28 protein-coding genes and 1 tRNA gene are annotated in these 17,651 nt (G+C 57.8%); 11 read left to right on the forward strand and 18 right to left on the reverse strand.

Translation table 11 applies throughout. From position 1 onward, the window contains the following. Nucleotides 1–4: 4 nt before the first annotated feature. Nucleotides 5–93 (reverse strand) — tRNA-Leu (locus FZX13_RS01335). Between the two features lie 39 nt (nucleotides 94–132). Between FZX13_RS01335 and FZX13_RS01340 the strand changes: the two genes are divergently transcribed. From FZX13_RS01340 to trpA, 3 genes are read left to right on the forward strand one after another with little or no spacing between them, the layout of a single operon-like run. After that, nucleotides 133–384 carry an NAD(P)H-quinone oxidoreductase subunit L gene (locus FZX13_RS01340; protein WP_115023561.1) on the forward strand — a complete coding sequence of 84 codons (252 nt, stop codon included), beginning with the start codon at nucleotides 133–135 and terminating at the stop codon, nucleotides 382–384. Between the two features lies 1 nt (nucleotide 385). Beyond that, nucleotides 386–742, forward strand: coding sequence for a DUF3007 family protein (locus tag FZX13_RS01345; RefSeq protein ID WP_115023559.1), 357 nt, complete (start codon nucleotides 386–388; stop codon nucleotides 740–742). A 34-nt stretch (nucleotides 743–776) separates the two neighbouring features. Continuing rightward, entirely contained in the window at nucleotides 777–1,592 is an 816-nt protein-coding gene (gene trpA / locus FZX13_RS01350) for a tryptophan synthase subunit alpha (protein WP_226406581.1), read from the forward strand. A gap of 103 nt (nucleotides 1,593–1,695) precedes the next feature. Here trpA and FZX13_RS01355 read toward each other — a convergent pair whose 3' ends face one another. Beyond that, nucleotides 1,696–2,067 (reverse strand): AbrB family transcriptional regulator, encoded by a 372-nt coding sequence (locus FZX13_RS01355; protein WP_226406583.1) that lies wholly within the window; start codon nucleotides 2,065–2,067, stop codon nucleotides 1,696–1,698. A 97-nt stretch (nucleotides 2,068–2,164) separates the two neighbouring features. On the opposite strand from FZX13_RS01355, the gene FZX13_RS01360 reads away from it, so the two are divergent. After that, entirely contained in the window at nucleotides 2,165–2,434 is a 270-nt protein-coding gene (locus FZX13_RS01360; protein WP_226406585.1) for a YciI family protein, read from the forward strand. On the opposite strand, the gene FZX13_RS01365 is transcribed toward FZX13_RS01360, so the two are convergent. Both FZX13_RS01365 and FZX13_RS01370 read right to left on the reverse strand, forming a co-directional pair. Then, nucleotides 2,410–2,766, reverse strand: a complete 357-nt coding sequence (locus FZX13_RS01365) for a c-type cytochrome (RefSeq protein WP_226406587.1) — start codon at nucleotides 2,764–2,766, stop codon at nucleotides 2,410–2,412. The two genes, FZX13_RS01360 and FZX13_RS01365, sit on opposite strands and share 25 nt — an antisense overlap. A gap of 19 nt (nucleotides 2,767–2,785) precedes the next feature. Continuing rightward, nucleotides 2,786–3,019 (reverse strand): DUF3136 domain-containing protein, encoded by a 234-nt coding sequence (locus FZX13_RS01370; protein ID WP_226406589.1) that lies wholly within the window; start codon nucleotides 3,017–3,019, stop codon nucleotides 2,786–2,788. Nucleotides 3,020–3,108: 89 nt separating this feature from the next. On the opposite strand from FZX13_RS01370, the gene FZX13_RS01375 reads away from it, so the two are divergent. Beyond that, nucleotides 3,109–3,630 carry a Nif11 domain/cupin domain-containing protein gene (locus FZX13_RS01375; RefSeq protein WP_226398432.1) on the forward strand — a complete coding sequence of 174 codons (522 nt, stop codon included), beginning with the start codon at nucleotides 3,109–3,111 and terminating at the stop codon, nucleotides 3,628–3,630. A gap of 492 nt (nucleotides 3,631–4,122) precedes the next feature. On the opposite strand, the gene FZX13_RS01380 is transcribed toward FZX13_RS01375, so the two are convergent. The 5 genes from FZX13_RS01380 to FZX13_RS01400 all read right to left on the reverse strand — a co-directional run bounded on the left by FZX13_RS01380 (nucleotide 4,123) and on the right by FZX13_RS01400 (nucleotide 6,624). Continuing rightward, complete coding sequence (locus tag FZX13_RS01380; protein WP_115023551.1) at nucleotides 4,123–4,614, reverse strand: phosphate-starvation-inducible PsiE family protein; 492 nt, start codon at nucleotides 4,612–4,614, stop codon at nucleotides 4,123–4,125. A 5-nt stretch (nucleotides 4,615–4,619) separates the two neighbouring features. Continuing rightward, entirely contained in the window at nucleotides 4,620–4,865 is a 246-nt protein-coding gene (locus FZX13_RS01385; RefSeq protein WP_115023549.1) for a hypothetical protein, read from the reverse strand. 40 nt (nucleotides 4,866–4,905) lie between these two features. Next, nucleotides 4,906–5,226, reverse strand: a complete 321-nt coding sequence (locus FZX13_RS01390; protein WP_226406591.1) for a hypothetical protein — start codon at nucleotides 5,224–5,226, stop codon at nucleotides 4,906–4,908. 37 nt (nucleotides 5,227–5,263) lie between these two features. Then, nucleotides 5,264–5,629, reverse strand: a complete 366-nt coding sequence (locus tag FZX13_RS01395) for a YkvA family protein (protein ID WP_226406593.1) — start codon at nucleotides 5,627–5,629, stop codon at nucleotides 5,264–5,266. Between the two features lie 68 nt (nucleotides 5,630–5,697). Then, complete coding sequence (locus FZX13_RS01400) at nucleotides 5,698–6,624, reverse strand: sigma-70 family RNA polymerase sigma factor (protein ID WP_226406595.1); 927 nt, start codon at nucleotides 6,622–6,624, stop codon at nucleotides 5,698–5,700. 180 nt (nucleotides 6,625–6,804) lie between these two features. On the opposite strand from FZX13_RS01400, the gene FZX13_RS01405 reads away from it, so the two are divergent. From FZX13_RS01405 to FZX13_RS01415, 3 genes are read left to right on the forward strand one after another with little or no spacing between them, the layout of a single operon-like run. Next, nucleotides 6,805–7,296 carry a DUF2214 family protein gene (locus FZX13_RS01405; RefSeq protein WP_115093628.1) on the forward strand — a complete coding sequence of 164 codons (492 nt, stop codon included), beginning with the start codon at nucleotides 6,805–6,807 and terminating at the stop codon, nucleotides 7,294–7,296. Then, nucleotides 7,296–7,973, forward strand: coding sequence for a peptidase (locus FZX13_RS01410; RefSeq protein ID WP_226406597.1), 678 nt, complete (start codon nucleotides 7,296–7,298; stop codon nucleotides 7,971–7,973). The genes FZX13_RS01405 and FZX13_RS01410 overlap by 1 nt, the downstream gene beginning before the upstream one ends. Before the next feature lie 46 nt (nucleotides 7,974–8,019). Continuing rightward, on the forward strand, nucleotides 8,020–8,676 hold the full coding sequence (locus FZX13_RS01415; protein ID WP_226406599.1) for a L,D-transpeptidase: 657 nt from the start codon (nucleotides 8,020–8,022) through the stop codon (nucleotides 8,674–8,676). Here FZX13_RS01415 and hisIE read toward each other — a convergent pair. Next, on the reverse strand, nucleotides 8,673–9,341 hold the full coding sequence (gene hisIE / locus FZX13_RS01420; protein WP_226406601.1) for a bifunctional phosphoribosyl-AMP cyclohydrolase/phosphoribosyl-ATP diphosphatase HisIE: 669 nt from the start codon (nucleotides 9,339–9,341) through the stop codon (nucleotides 8,673–8,675). The two genes, FZX13_RS01415 and hisIE, sit on opposite strands and share 4 nt — an antisense overlap. Before the next feature lie 67 nt (nucleotides 9,342–9,408). Here hisIE and FZX13_RS01425 point away from each other — a divergent pair, with 67 nt between their 5' ends. Continuing rightward, on the forward strand, nucleotides 9,409–9,885 hold the full coding sequence (locus FZX13_RS01425; RefSeq protein ID WP_226406603.1) for a 6-carboxytetrahydropterin synthase: 477 nt from the start codon (nucleotides 9,409–9,411) through the stop codon (nucleotides 9,883–9,885). On the opposite strand, the gene clpB is transcribed toward FZX13_RS01425, so the two are convergent. Beyond that, on the reverse strand, nucleotides 9,871–12,459 hold the full coding sequence (gene clpB, locus FZX13_RS01430) for an ATP-dependent chaperone ClpB (RefSeq protein ID WP_226406605.1): 2,589 nt from the start codon (nucleotides 12,457–12,459) through the stop codon (nucleotides 9,871–9,873). The two genes, FZX13_RS01425 and clpB, sit on opposite strands and share 15 nt — an antisense overlap. A gap of 144 nt (nucleotides 12,460–12,603) precedes the next feature. Here clpB and FZX13_RS01435 point away from each other — a divergent pair, with 144 nt between their 5' ends. Both FZX13_RS01435 and FZX13_RS01440 read left to right on the forward strand, forming a co-directional pair. Then, nucleotides 12,604–12,804, forward strand: coding sequence for a hypothetical protein (locus FZX13_RS01435; protein WP_226406607.1), 201 nt, complete (start codon nucleotides 12,604–12,606; stop codon nucleotides 12,802–12,804). 331 nt (nucleotides 12,805–13,135) lie between these two features. Next, on the forward strand, nucleotides 13,136–13,612 hold the full coding sequence (locus tag FZX13_RS01440; protein ID WP_226406609.1) for a glycine zipper 2TM domain-containing protein: 477 nt from the start codon (nucleotides 13,136–13,138) through the stop codon (nucleotides 13,610–13,612). Between the two features lie 107 nt (nucleotides 13,613–13,719). Here the strand turns inward: FZX13_RS01440 and FZX13_RS01445 are convergent, their stop codons facing one another. The 7 genes from FZX13_RS01445 to hemE all read right to left on the reverse strand — a co-directional run bounded on the left by FZX13_RS01445 (nucleotide 13,720) and on the right by hemE (nucleotide 17,625). Then, nucleotides 13,720–13,998 carry a hypothetical protein gene (locus FZX13_RS01445; protein ID WP_226406611.1) on the reverse strand — a complete coding sequence of 93 codons (279 nt, stop codon included), beginning with the start codon at nucleotides 13,996–13,998 and terminating at the stop codon, nucleotides 13,720–13,722. A 19-nt stretch (nucleotides 13,999–14,017) separates the two neighbouring features. Continuing rightward, nucleotides 14,018–14,413 carry a hypothetical protein gene (locus FZX13_RS01450; RefSeq protein WP_226406613.1) on the reverse strand — a complete coding sequence of 132 codons (396 nt, stop codon included), beginning with the start codon at nucleotides 14,411–14,413 and terminating at the stop codon, nucleotides 14,018–14,020. Then, nucleotides 14,413–14,685: a Nif11-like leader peptide family natural product precursor gene (locus FZX13_RS01455; RefSeq protein WP_226406614.1), complete on the reverse strand. Its 273-nt coding sequence runs from the start codon at nucleotides 14,683–14,685 to the stop codon at nucleotides 14,413–14,415. Before FZX13_RS01455 ends, FZX13_RS01450 begins: the two co-directional genes overlap by 1 nt. A gap of 5 nt (nucleotides 14,686–14,690) precedes the next feature. Next, nucleotides 14,691–15,050, reverse strand: coding sequence for a c-type cytochrome (locus FZX13_RS01460; protein ID WP_226406616.1), 360 nt, complete (start codon nucleotides 15,048–15,050; stop codon nucleotides 14,691–14,693). 133 nt (nucleotides 15,051–15,183) lie between these two features. Then, the gene (gene petE / locus FZX13_RS01465) at nucleotides 15,184–15,543 is read right to left on the reverse strand and encodes a plastocyanin (protein ID WP_226406617.1); all 360 of its coding nucleotides are present in this window, start codon (nucleotides 15,541–15,543) and stop codon (nucleotides 15,184–15,186) included. Nucleotides 15,544–15,556: 13 nt separating this feature from the next. Next, complete coding sequence (locus FZX13_RS01470) at nucleotides 15,557–16,570, reverse strand: NAD(P)-dependent oxidoreductase (RefSeq protein WP_226406619.1); 1,014 nt, start codon at nucleotides 16,568–16,570, stop codon at nucleotides 15,557–15,559. Then, complete coding sequence (gene hemE, locus FZX13_RS01475) at nucleotides 16,567–17,625, reverse strand: uroporphyrinogen decarboxylase (protein WP_226406621.1); 1,059 nt, start codon at nucleotides 17,623–17,625, stop codon at nucleotides 16,567–16,569. The genes FZX13_RS01470 and hemE overlap by 4 nt, the downstream gene beginning before the upstream one ends. Nucleotides 17,626–17,651 lie beyond the last annotated feature (26 nt).

The raw sequence follows: 17,651 nt of genomic DNA on the forward strand, positions 1-17,651 counted from the left end.
CGGGTGGTGGGGGCAGGGGGACTTGAACCCCCACAGGCCTTTCGGCCCAAACGATTTTAAGTCGCGTGCGTCTACCGATTCCGCCATGCCCCCGCCCAGACATCTTAGATTTCCCTCAGCTGTCCTCAGGCCTTGGACCTTTCGTCCCTGCTCCATCAAGTCCCACAGGACACACTGCTGGTTCTTTTGGCCTATGTCGTGCTGGGCGGTCTGTACCTCGTGGTCATTCCGCTGGCCCTTTTTGCCTGGATGAATCAGCGCTGGCATCAGATGGGCAAGCTGGAGCGTCTGGGGATTTATGGGATGGTCTTCTTCTTTTTCCCGGGGATGATTCTGTTCGCTCCGTTCCTCAATTTCCGTCTCAGCGGGCAGGGAGACGTCTGAATTGACGCGTGGAAAGGTTCTTCTGATCGGACTCGCCGTCCTCCTGCTGGGAGGGGTTGGGCAAGTGGGCTTTCAAGCTGCGGGCTTTGAAGGTTTCTCGGCAGGGATTGCTGCCCAGACACTGTTGGTGGTGATCGTTGTGGTCTGGACGAGTTCCTACCTGTTTCGGGTTGTGACCGGCCAAATGACCTACATGAATCAGCGGCGTCGCTACCGCGAGGTGTACGACAAGCAGGAGGCTGACGCGCTTCAGGCTCGTTTTGACGCTCTCCCAGAGGAGGAGCAGCAGGCGCTGTTGCGCAAGATCGGAGCGGATGCCTCGGTTGCTTCGGACGGTGACGCCCCCGCCGACTCATAGGCTTTCGAGGTTTGTTCCTGGTCGGTTGACCGAGATGCCCAATCAGCAGTCCTCTTCCATCGCCCAGCGCTTTGAGAAGCTGAAGCAGGACGGTCGCCTCGCTCTGATGCCGTTCCTGATGGCTGGCGACCCTGATCTCTCTATGACCGCTGAAGTGCTCCTCAGCCTGCAAAGTGCCGGGGCCGACATGGTGGAACTCGGGATGCCCTACAGCGACCCTCTCGCTGATGGACCGGTCATTCAGGCCGCCGCTTCCCGGGCCCTTGCCGCTGGAACCACGCCCAAGTCGGTTCTGGACATGCTGCGGTCCTTAAAAGGGAAATTGCAGATTCCCGTTATTCTGTTTACTTACTCCAATCCGCTGCTGAATGTGGGAATGGAGGCGTTCTGCCAGTCCGCAGCAGAGGCCGGTGCGGCGGGGCTTGTGGTGCCTGATTTACCTCTCGAAGAGGCGGAGCGGTTGTCGACAATTGCAGAGCGATACGGATTGGATCTCGTGCTTCTTGTTGCACCCACCACACCCAAAGATCGAATGGGTCGGATTGCGACATGCAGCCGAGGTTTCACTTATCTGGTGAGCGTCACCGGTGTCACCGGTGAGCGGGCCCAAATGGAAAGCAGAGTTGAAGGGTTGGTCCAGCAACTGAAACAAACCTCACCCGTTCCCGTCGCCGTTGGTTTTGGAATTTCAGGCTCTGAGCAGGTGCGCCAGGTTCGTGGCTGGGGTGCCGACGGAGCGATTGTGGGAAGTGCGCTTGTGAAAAGGATGGCTGCAGCATCTCCTGGCGAAATCGCTCAGGAGGCTGGTCGTTTTTGCGCTGAATTGCGCGTCGCTGCTGATCAGCCTTAGTTGCATCCATCACGCTGATGGCATGAAAAAACCCCGACGATGGTCGGGGTTGAAAAGGTCTCGACCAGAGAGACCACTTGTGCTCACAGCACCTGTGGCTGCATCACTCTTCGTCTTCGTCACTCCCACCAACAGGCGTCAAACGAATTTGCTTGCGGCCTAGTTTGATTTCAAATTCATCTCCAGGCGTGAGGTCAAGAAGAGCCGTATACGCCTTGCCAATCAGCAAGTTGCCGTTGCCTTGCACTGTGGCCACATAGCTGAGCTTGCGGCCACCTTTGCCGACACCGCCAACACCGCCGCTACCAAGACTGACGCCTTTGGCATCCAAGAGGGCTTCGTAGAAAGCGGTGAAATTCAGACGTTCGCCACCATCCTTTTTGTGGGAAACATAGCCACAGACACGAACCAGATCAGACTTACTGACATCACCCAGGTCTTTGACTTTATTGAGAAGGTCGCTCCCAGTGAGCATCGCTTTCGTGAGAAATCAACCTTCACAACATAGCGTTTGCTCAATCCGTTATGCCATCCTTTCTACTGAAAAGTTCTTCGGTATTTCATCTTTTGCTATGGCACGTTTCGTCTTGTGGGGCACTTACTGCACGGATGCTCTTGTGAAGCGTGCTCCCTATCGAGATGAACACCTCGCTCGCCTTCAGGGTCTTAAAGAGCAGGGGACGCTTGTCACTCTTGGGCCCACTGAAGGAAGCACCCACGTTTTCGGAATCTTCGAGGCAGACGACATCTCCGTCGTGCGCAAGCTCGTTGAGGACGACATTTATTGGAAGCAGGGAATCTGGACGGCTCTCGAGGTTTATCCCTGGGTCCAGGCGTTCTGAGCCTGCATCAGGATCCATTCCGCCACAAGCTGATCACCATCCGTCCCGAGAACGTCTGCGTATCCGCTCATCTGGCCTCGCCCTTCACGGGCGATGGCTGCGATGGCGTCCACCGTTGCGATGTCATCACGCTCGAGGGTCTTCAGCTTCAGGTTTTTTCCACGGCGAATGATGTTGCCGCCGTTGATGTGGCATCCCGCGCAGTGTTGTTCGAACAACACGGCTCCTTGCTGGGCATCTGGAACGGCAGCGACAGTGGCTTCAGCTGTTCCGAGGTTCAGCAGCAGCAGCAGACATGCACCAATGCAGTAGCGCAGGACATGGCTCAGCACAGGGATGTTGTGGCTTCGATCAGTCTGCTTGAGCAGGTGATGCCTCCCTTAGGTACCGCTGAATCAGTTCGTCTGGAGAGCGGTAATCCTGAGGAAGGGAGCTGTGCAGTCTGTGCAGATAATCCCAGCAGACAGTCCGGCGAATGGCGTCTAGGTCGCGTCCATCCGCGACAAGGCGTCTCAGGGCCAAGCAGTAGTTGGAGAAGCCTGCTTCCAGATCGCTGATGGTGAGAGCCTTGGTTGCAGAAGGCATGAAATAGATCGTCAGGATCTTCTGACTTTTGCGCCCATCCCTGAATTGGTCTGTTGTCAGGATCACTATTGAAGCTGTGTGGTCCCCCCATGGCGGAACAGGATCTGATCCGTTTCCTCAGCAAGATCTCCCAACTTCAGTCCCTTGCGGAGCGTGTGCAGCAGGACTCCAGCAGTCGTCAAAAGCTGGCGGACTGTGCTGACCACAATCAGGTTGTGCAGTTGGCCCAATCCTGGGGATTCGACATTGGTCGGCGCTGGGGAGAGCGTGACCATGGGCAGGGGGGGGACGCCAATCTGCTGGCGACCCCTTGCCCACCTCCCGGGGAGGAATCAATGCGGGTGCTGGCGTCCGCCGAGACTTGGAGATTGATGCTGATCGCATCGAATGACTACCGATCCCCCAGCGACGAATGGATGGATCAGTCCGAACACGAATGGGTGCTTGTCCTGCGGGGTAGCGCTTGTGTTGCGCTGGAGAACCCCGATCGGATTGTGGATCTCAGCCCTGGAGATCATCTTTCACTCCCGCCCCATCAACGCCACCGGGTCGAGCGCACGGACCCTGATCCTGGAACGCTCTGGCTGGCCCTGCACTGGGATGCCCCTTAAGTCTGTTCAGGCACGCCATTCCCACGATGGGGTGTTCCGGCCCCAAAAGGCAATGAGCACGACAGCTGATTGCCGTTGCCGTCATCGCTGACGAGAGTGTGTGTATCGAGATCGGAGGTGCCCATGACGGCCGACACTCCACCTGAGCAAATCGCAGAAGCAGACTGACTTTCTGGCCCCTGCTCCAACAGTTTCCACCCATTCGTAAGCAATTCGTCTGGCGCGACAATGAAGAGCGTCAAGCCAGTCGACTCTCCTCTGCATCGTTCGGAGGTGCCCCGCAGGAGAGTTGCTTCACACCTGGACCCCATGGCCCCAGGGTGCCTTGAGCCAGACGCTTCGACCTTTCCTGTCTCAGTTCCATTGCTGGAGGAGATTTCCCAAGGCATCAGACACTGAATATGAGGTCGATTGCAATGCGCAAACGAGCGAGTTAGGCCGTCTTTCCAGCGGGAAGGGCGGCCTTCCTCTTTGGCCGACATCCCTCAGTTGTCAGTCTTGGTGCTCAAGTTTGCTGGCAGACCCACGCCCGAGTCTTGTTTTGGTGGGAGTTGCATTGGCACGTTTGACCAACCAGTAAGCGGCGGAGAGAGAGACGACCGCGATCCCTAGACCAACCAAAAGTTGGGGTTTGTTTTCAGCACCGGAAGGCAGCACGATCACTTTCCTGGCCACTGCGGTGAGAGCAGTCACCAGGACCAGTTCGATCTGCACCACATGGCGGCGTAGGTAACTGGTGATGTTTTGCAGCACCTCCAGGGCGATCAAAACGGTGAGCAGATCACCGAGGATCTTGATGAGATCGTCGCCTAACCACGTTGCCGCTGATCCAGTCAGCAGCTTGGAGCCCAGAGAAATCATCAGCTGGATGATCGCTGCAGCGATCACAACAGAAGTGATCAGGGTCAGAAGTCGGGCGACCTCGCGCTCACCAGCATCAACAAAACCTAGAAACGTTCTCTTCGATCGGGTGGGTCCGCTCACGGGTCTCAGTCGTTGAAGGGGTTGTAGTAGGGCCGTGCTTTGGTGTTGCTGGCCGGGTTAACGACTTTGGTGTCACAGGTCATCGAGCCGTCTTCTGCAGTGACGCAATTCGTGGCCTCGATCTTGCTGTCTTTGCCAGTTGCGCTGCCAGGTCCCCTCAGCCAGCCTTCTGTCTGGGCCAGGGCAGACGATGCGCCGCACACCGACATGGTCAAACAGAAGGAGGCACTAAGGAGTTGTGTGGGCGTCATCGGAGCGATGTCTGAGCCACCACTTTGCCCGTGATGTCCGTTAATCGGAGCAGTCGTCTCGAATTTCCTGCAAAAGCAGATCAAGTTGACCGAAAGGATCCACCTCTGCTGCTGCGACGCCGTTGTTGTCTGCTGATGGCTGGCCATGCCATTCGGCTTCGACGCTGCAGAGCCGATCAGCCAGTCCGGCCAGTCCGCGTAGTTTGTGTTCTCGTTCCAGCACCTCCAGCAGTGCGGGCATTCGGGTCGACACGGCGCGTAGGTTTCGCCGCAGGTCGGCCTGCGAACGCCCCTGGTGTTTCAACCAATCCTTCAGCAGCAGGGTGAGATCCGCTTCAAATTCAGGGGTCCAGCCAGTCATCAATCAGCAACTCAGTTCAGCGATTCAGTTCAGCGATTCATTGCGCAAGGGGAAACCATCGATCCAGTTTGCGGCGAGCTCGCATCCGGATCGACGGGGTGACGTGATTGCTCCAAAGTCCCACCATCGCTGAGAGCGCGACCAAATCATCACTAAAACCTGCCACAGGAAGCAGGTCGGGAATGAGATCAGCTGGCATCAACAGATAACTCAGGGCTGCGAGCATCGTCAGTCGAGCTGCTGAGGGAGTCTCTGGGTCAAGCATCAACTCCAGGGCTTCCAGGGCTGGGGCGGCAAGACCCCTGCCAGCCCGCTGCAGTAGCCGGCGCAGCAGGCTCTCGTCGATGACTTCCCGTTCAAGCACGTCGGCTTCAACGGTGGTTCGAGCTGCATGGTTGGTCATGCGGAGGGAGCCAGATTGCTTCACTCTCACCACATCAGCTGCAAAGCGCTAGCTGTGTGAGCCGATGTTCAGAGTGTGGATTCCACGAGTCCGTTCTGAATTCCGGTCTTGCGCAGTTTGCGCAGGGCCCGCTGCACCACCTGACGGCAATATTCCCGTGAACAGTTCATGTGGCGAGCCACTTCTGCAAGGGTGCGCCATTCGTTGGTGCCATCCAGCCCGAAGCGCAAGGTCACGACGGTGTGCTCTTTCGGGGTGAGATTGGCTTTGGCCAGCAACGACCAAACCGAGGCTGTGCGCTCAGCGATTTCGGCCCGTTCCATCGGAGGCAGCTCCTCGCTGGGCAGCACGTCCACCAGCTCTGAGGGATCGGATTTCGATTTCACAACCCCCTGCAGGCTGACGGTGACGCTGCGAAGTTCACAGGCCAGGAGGTCTTCCACTTCAGCGATGGGGATCTCCATGAACTCCGCCAATTGTTCCCCGGTAGGGCTCAGGCCATTCCTCTGCATCAAGCGCGCCTTGGCCGCCCGCAGCTTGGTGAGCTTTTCGTTCACATTCACGGGAATGCGAATGGTGCGGCTTTGGGTGGAGAGCGCCCTGTTCAGGCCCTGACGGATCCACCAATAGGCATAGGTCGAAAAGCGATGGCCGCGGGTGGGGTCGTATTTCTCCACAGCACGGGTCAGACCGAGTGTTCCCTCCTGAATGAGATCAAGAAGATCCAAGCCCTTGCCCTGATAGCGCTTCGCCAGATTGACAACCAGGCGAAGGTTTGAGGTGATCATCTGATTCTTGGCCCGTTCTCCACGGCGAATCACTCCTTTTTCTTTATCGTTGTACTCACATGCTGGGCCACTCCCGCCAGCAAGATGACAGCGTTCGGTGATGGCAACCATCGCCTGAACCTTCCTCCCCATCATCAGTTCTTGCTCTGGGGTGAGCAGCTGATGGCGACCAATTTCGCCGAGAAAAGCACTCAGAGAACTCGTCATCATGACGATACGGCTGAATTGAACCTAGAACCAAAGTGTTTTTTTCTGGCGGTCATAATAAAGACTCCCGAATTAACACTTTTTGCGTTATTACACTCTTTCTTCCTGTTGATGAAGTGAATCTTTCATTGTTAATTCAATTGGGTGGCTAAGGTCGCCGCACCTTCTGTTGCTACGCCAATGCCCCTGGCCGTCGCTCTGACATCCGACATCGCCAAAAACGCTGGCGTTGCCTACGTTCACTACCTCAGCTTCATGCTCTGTTTCGGCGCACTCGTGCTGGAGCGGAAGCTGATCAAAGCCGATCCGAATCGCCAGGAAGCAACGGCGATGGTGATCACCGACATCGTCTATGGCATCGCTGCCCTGGCTTTGCTGGTGAGTGGAATTCTGCGGGTGATTCACTTCGGCCAGGGTGCCGAGTTCTATACCCAGAACCCCTTGTTCTGGTGGAAGGTCGGCCTTTACCTCTCCGTGGGGGGGCTGTCGCTGTATCCCACGATCACCTACATCCTTTGGGCGATTCCACTGCGCAAGGGCGAGCTGCCGAAAGTAAGCGAAGCTCTCGCAGGTCGTCTGGCCTGGATCATCAACATTGAATTGGTCGGCTTCGCCAGCATTCCTCTGATGGCGACACTCATGGCCCGCGGCGTTGGTCTCCCCGCCGCCTGATGCAACCCGACCTCTGTCCTCCGCAAGAGCAGATTCGAACGCTGAAGGTTGCCTTGGAACGCCAGGCTCCTGGTCAGCGTCCGGGGTATGCCTCCTCCCTCGCCACCACACCTCTGGGCCCTCCCGTGCTCAAGCACTGGTGCGTCTGGATTCAGCCTGCTGACGCAACCCCTGCCAACCGTTGGGACCAACGCTGGCTGAAGGCGGTGTCATCGGCGTTGACCACCTGGAAGGCACTGGTTCCCATCACGAGGGTGGACAGCCCAGACCAGGCCAATGTGCTGATTCGACGTGAGCGTCCGGCGCGGCGTCAGGTCGCTGGGGTATGGCGGGCGAGCAACGGACGAACGCAGCTGCAGATCGTTGACGTGCAGCGTCTTGGCAGCCGGCGATTGGAGCCCCAGGTGAAGGTGATGGTCTCCCCGGAGCTTCGGGCCGAAGCCTTGCAAGCCACAGCTCTGCACGAACTTGGCCACGCCTTCGGGCTCTGGGGTCACAGTTCTGTTCCTACCGATGCCCTGGCGATAAACCAGGGGGAGAGTCCTGTATTGGTGCCATCGGAACGGGATCGCCTCACCCTTGCGTGGGTGATGCAGCAGGCGACCCGCTTCGGGTCGACGATTCAACAGCCGATTCAACAGTCGATTGAACCGTCCGAATCTGCTTTGCCTGAGTGACGTCGACATCCGGGCGCGGCATGCTGCTCGCATTCGAGGTCAATGCATGGATCTGATCCGTTCTTTGGTGATGGCTGGCGTGCTCGTCAGCCTTGTGGGTTGCCGTTCTGACACCAGTTCGTCTCTGCAGGATCCACAGATTCGTGAGCCGATTCGGATCCAGCTGAATGGCAGCAATCCCATCGCCAGTGAAGGTGTGTTGGATCGTGCTGAGGGCCCTTTGCGTTTCACCGTCGGCCATGGGCGCCATGGCATTGGCTGTGAAGGCACCACCTTTGAAGAGGGTGTCACTCCGCTCGGAACGTTTCAGGTCAACGCCATCCTCAGCAACGACCGCTTCGAGATGGACCCCTCATTGGTGGAGCAATCAGGAAAAACGGAGGAGGAGCTGCGCGAGACCCTCTTCACCAACATGAATTCCATCGACTTCAAAGGTGATGGGGAAACCGGTGAATACGGCATCGGCTACATCAGCCTGGCTCCTGTTCCGGCAACCGAGCAGCCCTTTCGCTTCAACACCTACGACGGCGTCTTTCGCTGGTACAGCTTTGCCATTCACGGCACCAACGACGAGACCAGGATCGGCAAGGCGGTGACTGGAGGTTGCATCAACACCGGTCAGCTCACCATGGGGGTGCTCTTGGACACGGTGGAGCTCGGCGATGAAGTGGTGATCAGCAGCGACAGCCCCTGCTTGCCTTAATGCCGGCGCGGGGCACCCCGTCGCGCCGCCAGTACTTCCTGAACTTTCCTCCAGCTGACACCGTGATGGGCCAGGGCGACCTGCATGTGGAAGACGATGTCAGCGGCCTCACCCGCGATCTCGTCGGCATTGTCGTCTTTGCAGGCCATCACGAACTCAGCGCTTTCCTCGCCAATCTTCTTGAGGATGCTGTTGTCTCCCCCCGCCAGCAGCTTGTTGGTGTAACTGCCCTGCTCCGGTTGGTCACGTCTTCCCTCGATCACTCGGAACAGTTCGGTGCAGGCATCCGTTGGCGGCAGCAGAGCTGCTGTTCCACCAGGAGTTCTTTCGTCACTGTTCTCGAAGAAACAGCTGCGGGCACCGGTGTGGCATGCCACATCCCCGGTCTGCTCGATCGTTACCAACAGCACGTCGGCATCGCAGTCGTAGCGGATCTCACGCATTGTCTGGATGTGACCGCTGGTGGCACCCTTGTGCCAGAGCTCCTGGCGTGAGCGGCTCCAGTAATGCACTTCACCGCTGCGCAAGGTCGCTTCGATCGCTTCTCGGTTCATCCAGGCCACCATCAGCACAGCCCCGTCCAGCCAGTCCTGCGCCACAGCTGGAATCAGCCCCGCTTCGTTAAAACGGAGTTGGTCAATGAAGGCGGGGCTGAGGGGCTGCATCAGGCCTCGGACATTCGGGCAACGCCTGAATCTTCCCGCAGCGTGCTCCATTCCGCGTTTCCCCCCCTTGCTCGTTTCTCCGACCCCTTACAGCTGCAGCAAAGCCTTCAGCGGATATCCCTGCTGTCATCGGCAGTGGCGTCACGAAGGACATTGCCGCTTCGTGCATGGGTACAGCCGCAGTTTCATCCTCTGGTTCGCCGCAACGGAGCTGGATTCCTGCGGTTTTGTCGTTGATTTCTCCAGCCTGCGCCCTTTCGAACAACAGTTGCGGCAGCAGTTTGACCACACCTTTCTGGTTAATGCCGATGATCCTCTGCTGGCTGAATGGCAGCGGCTGCACGACCTCGGGGCCCTGGATCTCCGCGTGATGGAGAACGTGGGAATGGAGGCGACGGCGGCTTTGATCTGGACCTGGGCCAACGAGCTGCTGCAAGAGCGCGATAGCGGTCGCACCTGTTGCTATGCCGTGGAGGCGCGGGAGAACAGCAGCAATGCAGCCAATTACAGCGCGGTTCCCCCATGGTTCTCAGCGCAGAGCTAACTGGTCAGCCTCCAGCTCCACGCTGATCGCCTGCCCCTCGCCGTAACGACCCGCCAGGATCGCCTTGGCAATGGGTGTCTCAAGTTCCCGTTGAACAGCCCGTTTCAGCGGTCGTGCCCCGTACACAGGGTCATATCCGGCACTGGCGAGCCAGTCGGCAGCCCCGTCACTCAGGCTGAGCTCCAGCTTGCGGTCAGCCAGCCGCTTGCGCAGGCGTTCCACCTGGAGGGTGACGATCTGGCGCAGTTCCTCCCGCCTGAGGCTGTGGAAGATGATCTGATCGTCCAGTCGATTGAGAAATTCCGGCCGGAAATGGGCCCGGAGAGCTTCATTCACCCTGGCTTCCATCGCTTCATGCTGCTCGGGATCAGCGGCCAGCTCCAGGATCGATTGGCTGCCGATGTTGCTGGTGAGAATCAGCACCGTGTTGGTGAAGTCCACGGTGCGGCCTTGCCCATCGGTGACGCGGCCGTCATCGAGGATTTGCAGCATCACGTTGAAGACATCGGGGTGGGCTTTTTCCACCTCGTCGAACAGGATCACGGCGTAGGGCCGACGACGCACCGCTTCGGTGAGCTGGCCCCCTGCTTCATAACCCACATAGCCTGGGGGAGCACCGATCAAACGACTGACGGTGTGCTTCTCCATGTACTCCGACATGTCGATGCGCACCATCGCGTCATCGCTGTCGAACAGCCGGTTGGCGAGTGCTTTGGAGAGTTCGGTCTTGCCAACACCGGTGGGGCCGAGAAAGAGGAAGCTGGCGATGGGGCGGTTCGGGTCGCTCAGGCCTGCCCTGGAGCGTTGGATCGCATCCGCCACCGCGGTGACGGCCTGGTTCTGGCCGATCACCCGCTGATGCAGGTCATCCTCCAGCTGCAGCAGCTTCTCCATTTCGCTTTGCACCAGCCGCGCCACGGGAATCCCGGTCCACTTGGCGATCACCTCGGCAATGTCGTCTTCACTCACCTCCTCCCGCAGCAAGCCTTTCTCACCAGGCTCCTCCGAGGCGATCTGGGCTTCCTGCTCGAGCAACTGCTTCTGCAGCGAGGCCAGGGTGCCGTATTCCAGTTCCGCCGCTTTGTTGAGGTCGTAGCTTCGCTTGGCTTGTTCCACCTGCAGCTGCACCCGTTCGATCTCTTCCTTAAGTGACGAAAGCTCGTCGATGGCGCCTTTCTCCTGCTGCCACTGGGCATTCAGCGAACTTTGATGTTCGCCCAGTTCCGCCAGTTCCCGTTCGATCCGTTGCAGCCGTTCCTGGCTGGCACTGTCGGATTCACGGCCGAGAGAGAGCTTTTCCATCTCCAGCTGCAGGATCTTGCGATCGATTTCATCGATCTCCTCCGGTTTGGAGGTGATCTCCATCTTCAGGCGCGCGGCGGATTCATCCACCAGATCGATCGCTTTGTCGGGCAAAAAGCGGTCAGCGATGTAGCGGCTGCTCAAGACAGCAGCAGCCACCAGGGCACTGTCGGCAATGCGGACGCCGTGGTGCACCTCATAGCGCTCTTTCAGACCGCGCAGGATGGAGATGGTGTCTTCCACCGTGGGTTGATCCACTAGCACCTGCTGGAAGCGACGCTCCAGGGCAGGGTCTTTTTCGATGTGCTGGCGGTGCTCGTCAAGGGTGGTGGCGCCAATGCAGCGCAGTTCCCCCCGGGCCAGCATTGGCTTGAGCAGATTGCTGGCATCCATGGCCCCGCCGGTGGCTCCAGCGCCCACCACCGTGTGGATTTCATCGATGAACAGCACGATCTGGCCTTCGGAAGCGGTGACCTCCTTGAGCACAGCTTTGAGGCGTTCCTCGAACTCACCGCGGTATTTCGCGCCGGCGATCAGGGCACCCATGTCGAGGGCAATGAGCTGACGGTTTTGCAAGGCCTGGGGCACATCGCCGTTGACGATCCGCTGCGCTAGCCCTTCAACAATGGCGGTTTTTCCAACCCCCGGTTCGCCGATCAGCACGGGGTTGTTCTTGGTGCGTCGGCTGAGGATCTGGATGGTGCGCCGGATTTCCTCGTCGCGACCGATCACCGGGTCCAGCTTGCCGTCACGGGCAGCTGCAGTCAGGTCCCTCCCATACTTTTCGAGGGATTCATAGGTTCCCTCTGGGTTCTGATCGGTCACCGTCTGGTTGCCTCGCACAGCAGTAATGGCTTCTTTGAGTTTGGTGGTATCGACGCCTGCTTGGCTGAGCAGTTGCCTTCCGCAGCGCTCATCGTCTGCCAAGGCCAGCAACAGGTGTTCAATAGCGATGTAGCTGTCGCTGAATCCATCACGGGCTGTTTCTGCTCGATCCAGGCAGCTGTTCAGGGAACGTCCCAGAAAGACTGATTCCGGTGCAGATCCAAGGCTGGGTTGCTGCTTGAGATGGGTGTCGACCGACGCTTGGAAATTGGCGACGTCGACACCTGCTTTGGTCAGAATTCGGCCAGCCAGACCGTTCTGCTGCAGAAGAGCCAGCAGCAGATGCTCCGTTTCAAGGTGCTGATGTTTGCTGGTTTGCGCCAGTTGCTGGGCGGCGACGATGGCGGCCCAGGCTTTTTCAGTGAACTGTTCCGCCGTGGGTTGCATCTCTGATGCGCTTCAAACTCCGTTCACCGTATGGCGATTGATGCGAAGCCCGAGGGGGCAAACCGAAGGATTCGGTTGGGTGCTCTCACCAGGGGGCGGCAAACCGGAATGGGTTTTTAGAGTTCGCCGAACTGAGAAGGGCCGATGTCTGATCCACAGCTGGTGGAGTCTCTCGTCCAGAAGAGTTTGGCGCTGTCGTCGACAGCTGGCGGAGAGCTGGAGCGCAGCTGTTGGATGGTCGTCCATGAGCACCATCACGGTGTGAAGCCGACGGAGTACGACATTCGTGAAATCGATGAGGATCTCTATCTGGCAGTACTTAATGCAGCAAAAAAGTCGTCTTAAGTACTTTGCGGCTGCAATGACTGTGTCGTCTGCGATTTAAAAGTCTTTGAGAATGGATTGATTGGACCAGCTCAAGTTGGATTAATCCAGTTCCTCGATTAGGGGATGGAGGCATTTCAAAGATCCCTCATCGAGGGATGAAAATATTGCAATCTGCTTAAAAGATATTGAATGCTCAGTTTGTTGGTTGGAATTCGCATAACAAAACTCAAGGTTGAGAAATTATTTTCGATGTTGGCTGGACACATTCTGTCGCACTTCAGGATGGCGAATGCATGCATGCAATGAAAAGCGGTTATATGATGACTAGGTGAATGTGAATGTTGTATTGATGAAAAAAGTTTTGACTGCCCTTCTTCCAGGGATGCTTTTTATTCCCTCTTTGCAGCAGCCGGCTCTTGCTCACAAGTCTTATGCCCAAGCAAAAAATTGCTATGAGAATGAATATGTTGAGAAATACCACCCTGGTACACGAGAAAACCCCGGCTATGTGAGCAGTCGTGAGGTCAAAGTCGAACGACCATGCCCGAACAACATGCATTTTCATGGGAAGAAGAGTCATAAGCATCGGGAGGGATACGTCGCGCATGATCATCATTCACATTCCACAACCACGACTGATGCGCGTCCTGTTGTCGTGAAACCTGGCAAAGAAGACAACAACTCTTGTCTAGAAGGAACCTTGACCGGTGGTGTTCTGGGTGGGGCTTTGGGTGGTGCCCTTGCCAAAAAGGACAATTGGATATGGTCGATTCCTGCTGGCGCTGTTGGTGGTGCCCTTGTCGGTTGCCAAGTTGATGGGGGCTGAGCTCAACTTTTAAGCTCAACTGGGAAGATTTTGGATGTTGTGCTGGACCTGACCCCGTGCATCCCATCACGACAACCAAAAATTTTTGAATCGAAGCTGGTACCTGGTCAACCGTTGAGGAGCTGCCTTAGGAGTGCACGGTGAGCGTTTTCAGCCTCAATCGTCTCTCGCATCTCCTTGGGAAGACGGGCTTCCAGGATTTCCTGCTTTTTCATCTCCGTGGCGTAGCGACTTTTGAAGTCGCTGAAGTTGTTCAAGTAGGCCGTCGCGATCTCTGGGGTGAAGGCAATGACCTCCAGTGCGTGTTTGAAGTGGAGGTAGGAGACGGTCCAGTCGACCAGTTCCTTAAAACTCTCTAGGCCCAGGGGGTTGCTGGGAAGCGTCATTGGGTCGTGGTCGGTTGGTTCAGCCGAAACCCTCGGCCTTGGCTTGGTCGGTCAGCCCCTGCAATTGACCGTTGAGCAGTGCATCGCGCTCGCGGTCAGCCCCCACATGGGGTGCAACTTCCACCCCTGCGGCCTGCATGGCCTGCATGGCGTCTGCTTCCTCTACTGATCCTGTTTCGCTGCTGAGGTAGCGCTCCACAGTGGCTGCGCCGGTGGCATCCGCTGCGAAGTACACCGTTCCCGGGCCGCGGCGCACGACGGTTTGACGTCGCTGCCTTCGGCGTTGTTGCACGCTCGCCCAGAGTCGGCCTTGATTGGCGGTCATGAAGGCGTTCAGATCGGCGGCATCGGTGTCTTCGGCCAGAGCCATGCTGGTGCCATCAATGAAATCACTGAGCAGGGTGATAACGGCCATCAGGACGGTGTTGATTGAGACGGTGTTGATTGAGACGGTGTTGATTGAGAGGGTGGTGATTGAAAGGAGCGTTGGATCCTGCTGGTTTCAAACCAGCGAGTGATGGCTGATTCCTGAGCATCGTCGCTGAGATCTCGCTGGATAACGTCGAAGCCATGGCGCTGGGCCAGGGCCAGTAATTCGATGTCATCGCTGCAACGCGCAGCATCGCGTCGCAATCCCTGGTGATGCTCGATCGCCCGCAGAAAATCTTGAAGAGCTTCACGACTCATCGCACTTACCAGCCCAATTCAGCCCGTTGTTCGACATAGGTGGCCACCGCAATGATCTCCTCTTCACTCAGTTTGTCGGCATAGCCGGGCATTGCATTGAGGCCATCCTCGATTTCGTGCTCAAGAGCCTCCAAAGGGGCGCTCGTGTAGGCCTCGACGTGGTTGCTCAAGTCGCTGATCTTCAGCGTGCGTTTGGCGCTGATCACATTGCCGCCTCCCATGTGACAGGCCGCGCAGTTGCTGTTGAAAATCTGCTCGCCTTGCTCAAAGGCTGATGTGTCCATCGCCATCGCCGGGGATGACAGCAGATCAGTCGAACCGACGATCATCAAGAGCGTCAGGATCAGGCCTGCAGCGCGTGCCATCAAAATCCTTCCAATACTCCAAGGTATCCATCGTTTCTGGCAAAAAAAAGAACCCTGAGCTGTGATTGACACACAGCTCAGGGTTTATCAGTTCAATTGGGATGAAACCTTGATTTCTAGAGAAATTTTGGAATCACTCGACGATCACCTTGCCGACCATGCCAGCGCCACGGTGGGGCTCGCAGTAGAAGTCAAAGGTGCCAGCGGTAGCGAAGGTTTCTTCCCAGGATTCGCCGGGGTTGAAGGCGAGATCGGAGTGGCTGTACTCATCGTTGCCTTCGAAGACAGCGTTGTGAGGTGCCAATTTGTTGTTGACGAACTTGACGGTGTCGCCTGCCTTGATGTTTACGGTTGCAGGCTCGAAAGCGAGCATGCCGGCGTCGGTGCCTAGCTTCACTTCAACGGTGGCGGCTTGAGCTGTGCCGACGTTGAGGCCGATCAGCATCAGGAATGCGCAGCAAGCAGCTGCAACGGTGCGGATGACGGAGCGCATGAAAGAGCTATGTCTATCGAGCAATTTTACGCTCTGCTCTGGGGGTTCCGCGGTTGGGCAATCCGGAATCACAAAGAACTGTTGCTAAGTCGGGAGCATGGCTGCTGCCACCGAAGCGTTCCGGCTGCGTCACCGGGTCATGAATGAAGTGTCGCTGGCGAATGCTGAATCGGTCCCAAGCGTTCACTTCAATGGGGAGAACGCGGATTAGCGTTTCAATCAGCCATGGCCAGAGCGGAATGCCTGGCGTGCGAGCAACACCGCGCCAGCGGCAGAGGGTTGCCACGGTGTCGTTCACTGAAATGGCTGGTTGACCCATGACCACGCGGCGCAGCGCCCCTTGACCGGGCTCACGGTTTGGCTCATGGGGATGTGTTGCCAACAGGCCGCAGATGCGGGCGATGTCTTCCGCATGGATGAAGTGGAAGCTCGCATCCACCCGCAGCCAACGGGCCAGCCACAGCCAACGGCTCACTTCAACCAAGCCTTCGGTGAGATAGCTGGTGGGGAAGGGGCTGGTGCCATCGACCCGTCCGCCAAACACCAAGGTGGGAAACACGGCGATGATTTTGCTGGCCAGGGGGTGCTCTTCCAGATCCCTGAGGCAGCGGGCCTTGGTTTGGATGTATTCCGTGCCGTAGGCCAGAGCTTCCGGCAGTGGACGTAGGTGCCGGTCGAGCACGCTGGCCGTTGAGAAATAGATGACCTGTTCCAGCTTGGCTGGATCCAGAAGCTCAAGCATCCGCTTCACGGCCACCACATTCACCTGTTCGGCCCGCTCGGGATCACCCCAGGCTGTGGCGGTGTGGATCACCCGGTTGATTGTTGCCAGCTCATGGGCAAACCGGTCTGTGTCCCGAAGATCCCCCACCAGAAGGCGGATGCGGGGGTGGTCTGCAGGAACAGCATTGAGCTTGGCGGGGTCCCTCAGCCAGAGAAGCAACTCTGCCTCGGAATTCTCCAGCAGCCAGCGGGAGACGTACTGACCGACGCAGCCGCTGGCGCCGGTCACCAGGATGCGGGTCAAACGGCAGCCCCGAGACGGTCCATCACGCTCTTGCCGGAGCGGAAGAAGGCTTCACCGTTCTCCTCGGGAGTTCCCGGCAGGATTCCATGGCCCAGATTGAGGATGTGCTTGCGACCGCGGGCCTTGCGGACGCAGTCATCGATGCGAGCCTCGATCGCCTCTGGGGTGCCGAACAGCAGGCCGGGGTCCACATTGCCCTGAACACCGATGTGCTCCGGCAAGCGCGCCAGGGCTTCCGCCATGTCCACCGTCCAATCCAGCGAAATGATGTCGACGCCGGTGTTGGCCATCCGCTCGAGAACACCTGCGCTACCGGAGATGTAGAGGATGAAGGGGGTATCAGGGTGCGTCTGTTTGACCAGATCCACCACTTTTTTCTGATAAGGCGCAGCAAAGGTGTCGTAGTCAGCAGGGCTCAGCTGGCCAGCCCAAGAATCAAACATCTGCACCACCTGGGCGCCGGAATCAATCTGGTAGCGCAGGTAATTGGCGATCGACTCAGCGAAGTGGTCGAGCAGCTTGTGAAGCATGTCGGGCTCGCGGAAGGCCATGGCCTTGATCACCGCGTAGTTCTTGCTGCTCTTGCCCTCCACCACGTAAGCGGCGAGGGTCCAGGGGGCACCAACGAAACCAAGAACAGCCGCCTCGTTTCCAACGCTTTGGCGGAGACGTCCCAGAACTTCGCCCACGAAGGGCATCGACTCTGCTGGGTTCAGCGGGTGCAGGGCATCCACCTGGGCCATGCTTCGGATTGGGTCGCCAATTTGGGGGCCTTTGCTCTCAATGATGTCGAAGTCAATCCCCATCCCCGGTAGGGGCGTGAGGATGTCGGAGAACAGGATCACGCCGTCAGGCTTGAAGGCATGAAACGGCTGCATCGAGATCTCATAGGAGAGATCAGGGTTTTCGGACCGCTCACGGAAGCTGGGGTACTTGTCACGTAGGTCCCGGTAGATCTTCATGTAGCGCCCGGCTTGGCGCATCATCCAAACCGGAGGACGCTCCACCGATTCACCTCGCGCAGCACGCAGGAGCAGGGGTAAAGAGTCGCTCATCAAGCCCGGTCAGGTCAGCCGAAAAC

The organism is Synechococcus sp. MU1625 (genome assembly GCF_020514205.1).
Lineage (GTDB): Bacteria > Cyanobacteriota > Cyanobacteriia > PCC-6307 > Cyanobiaceae > Parasynechococcus.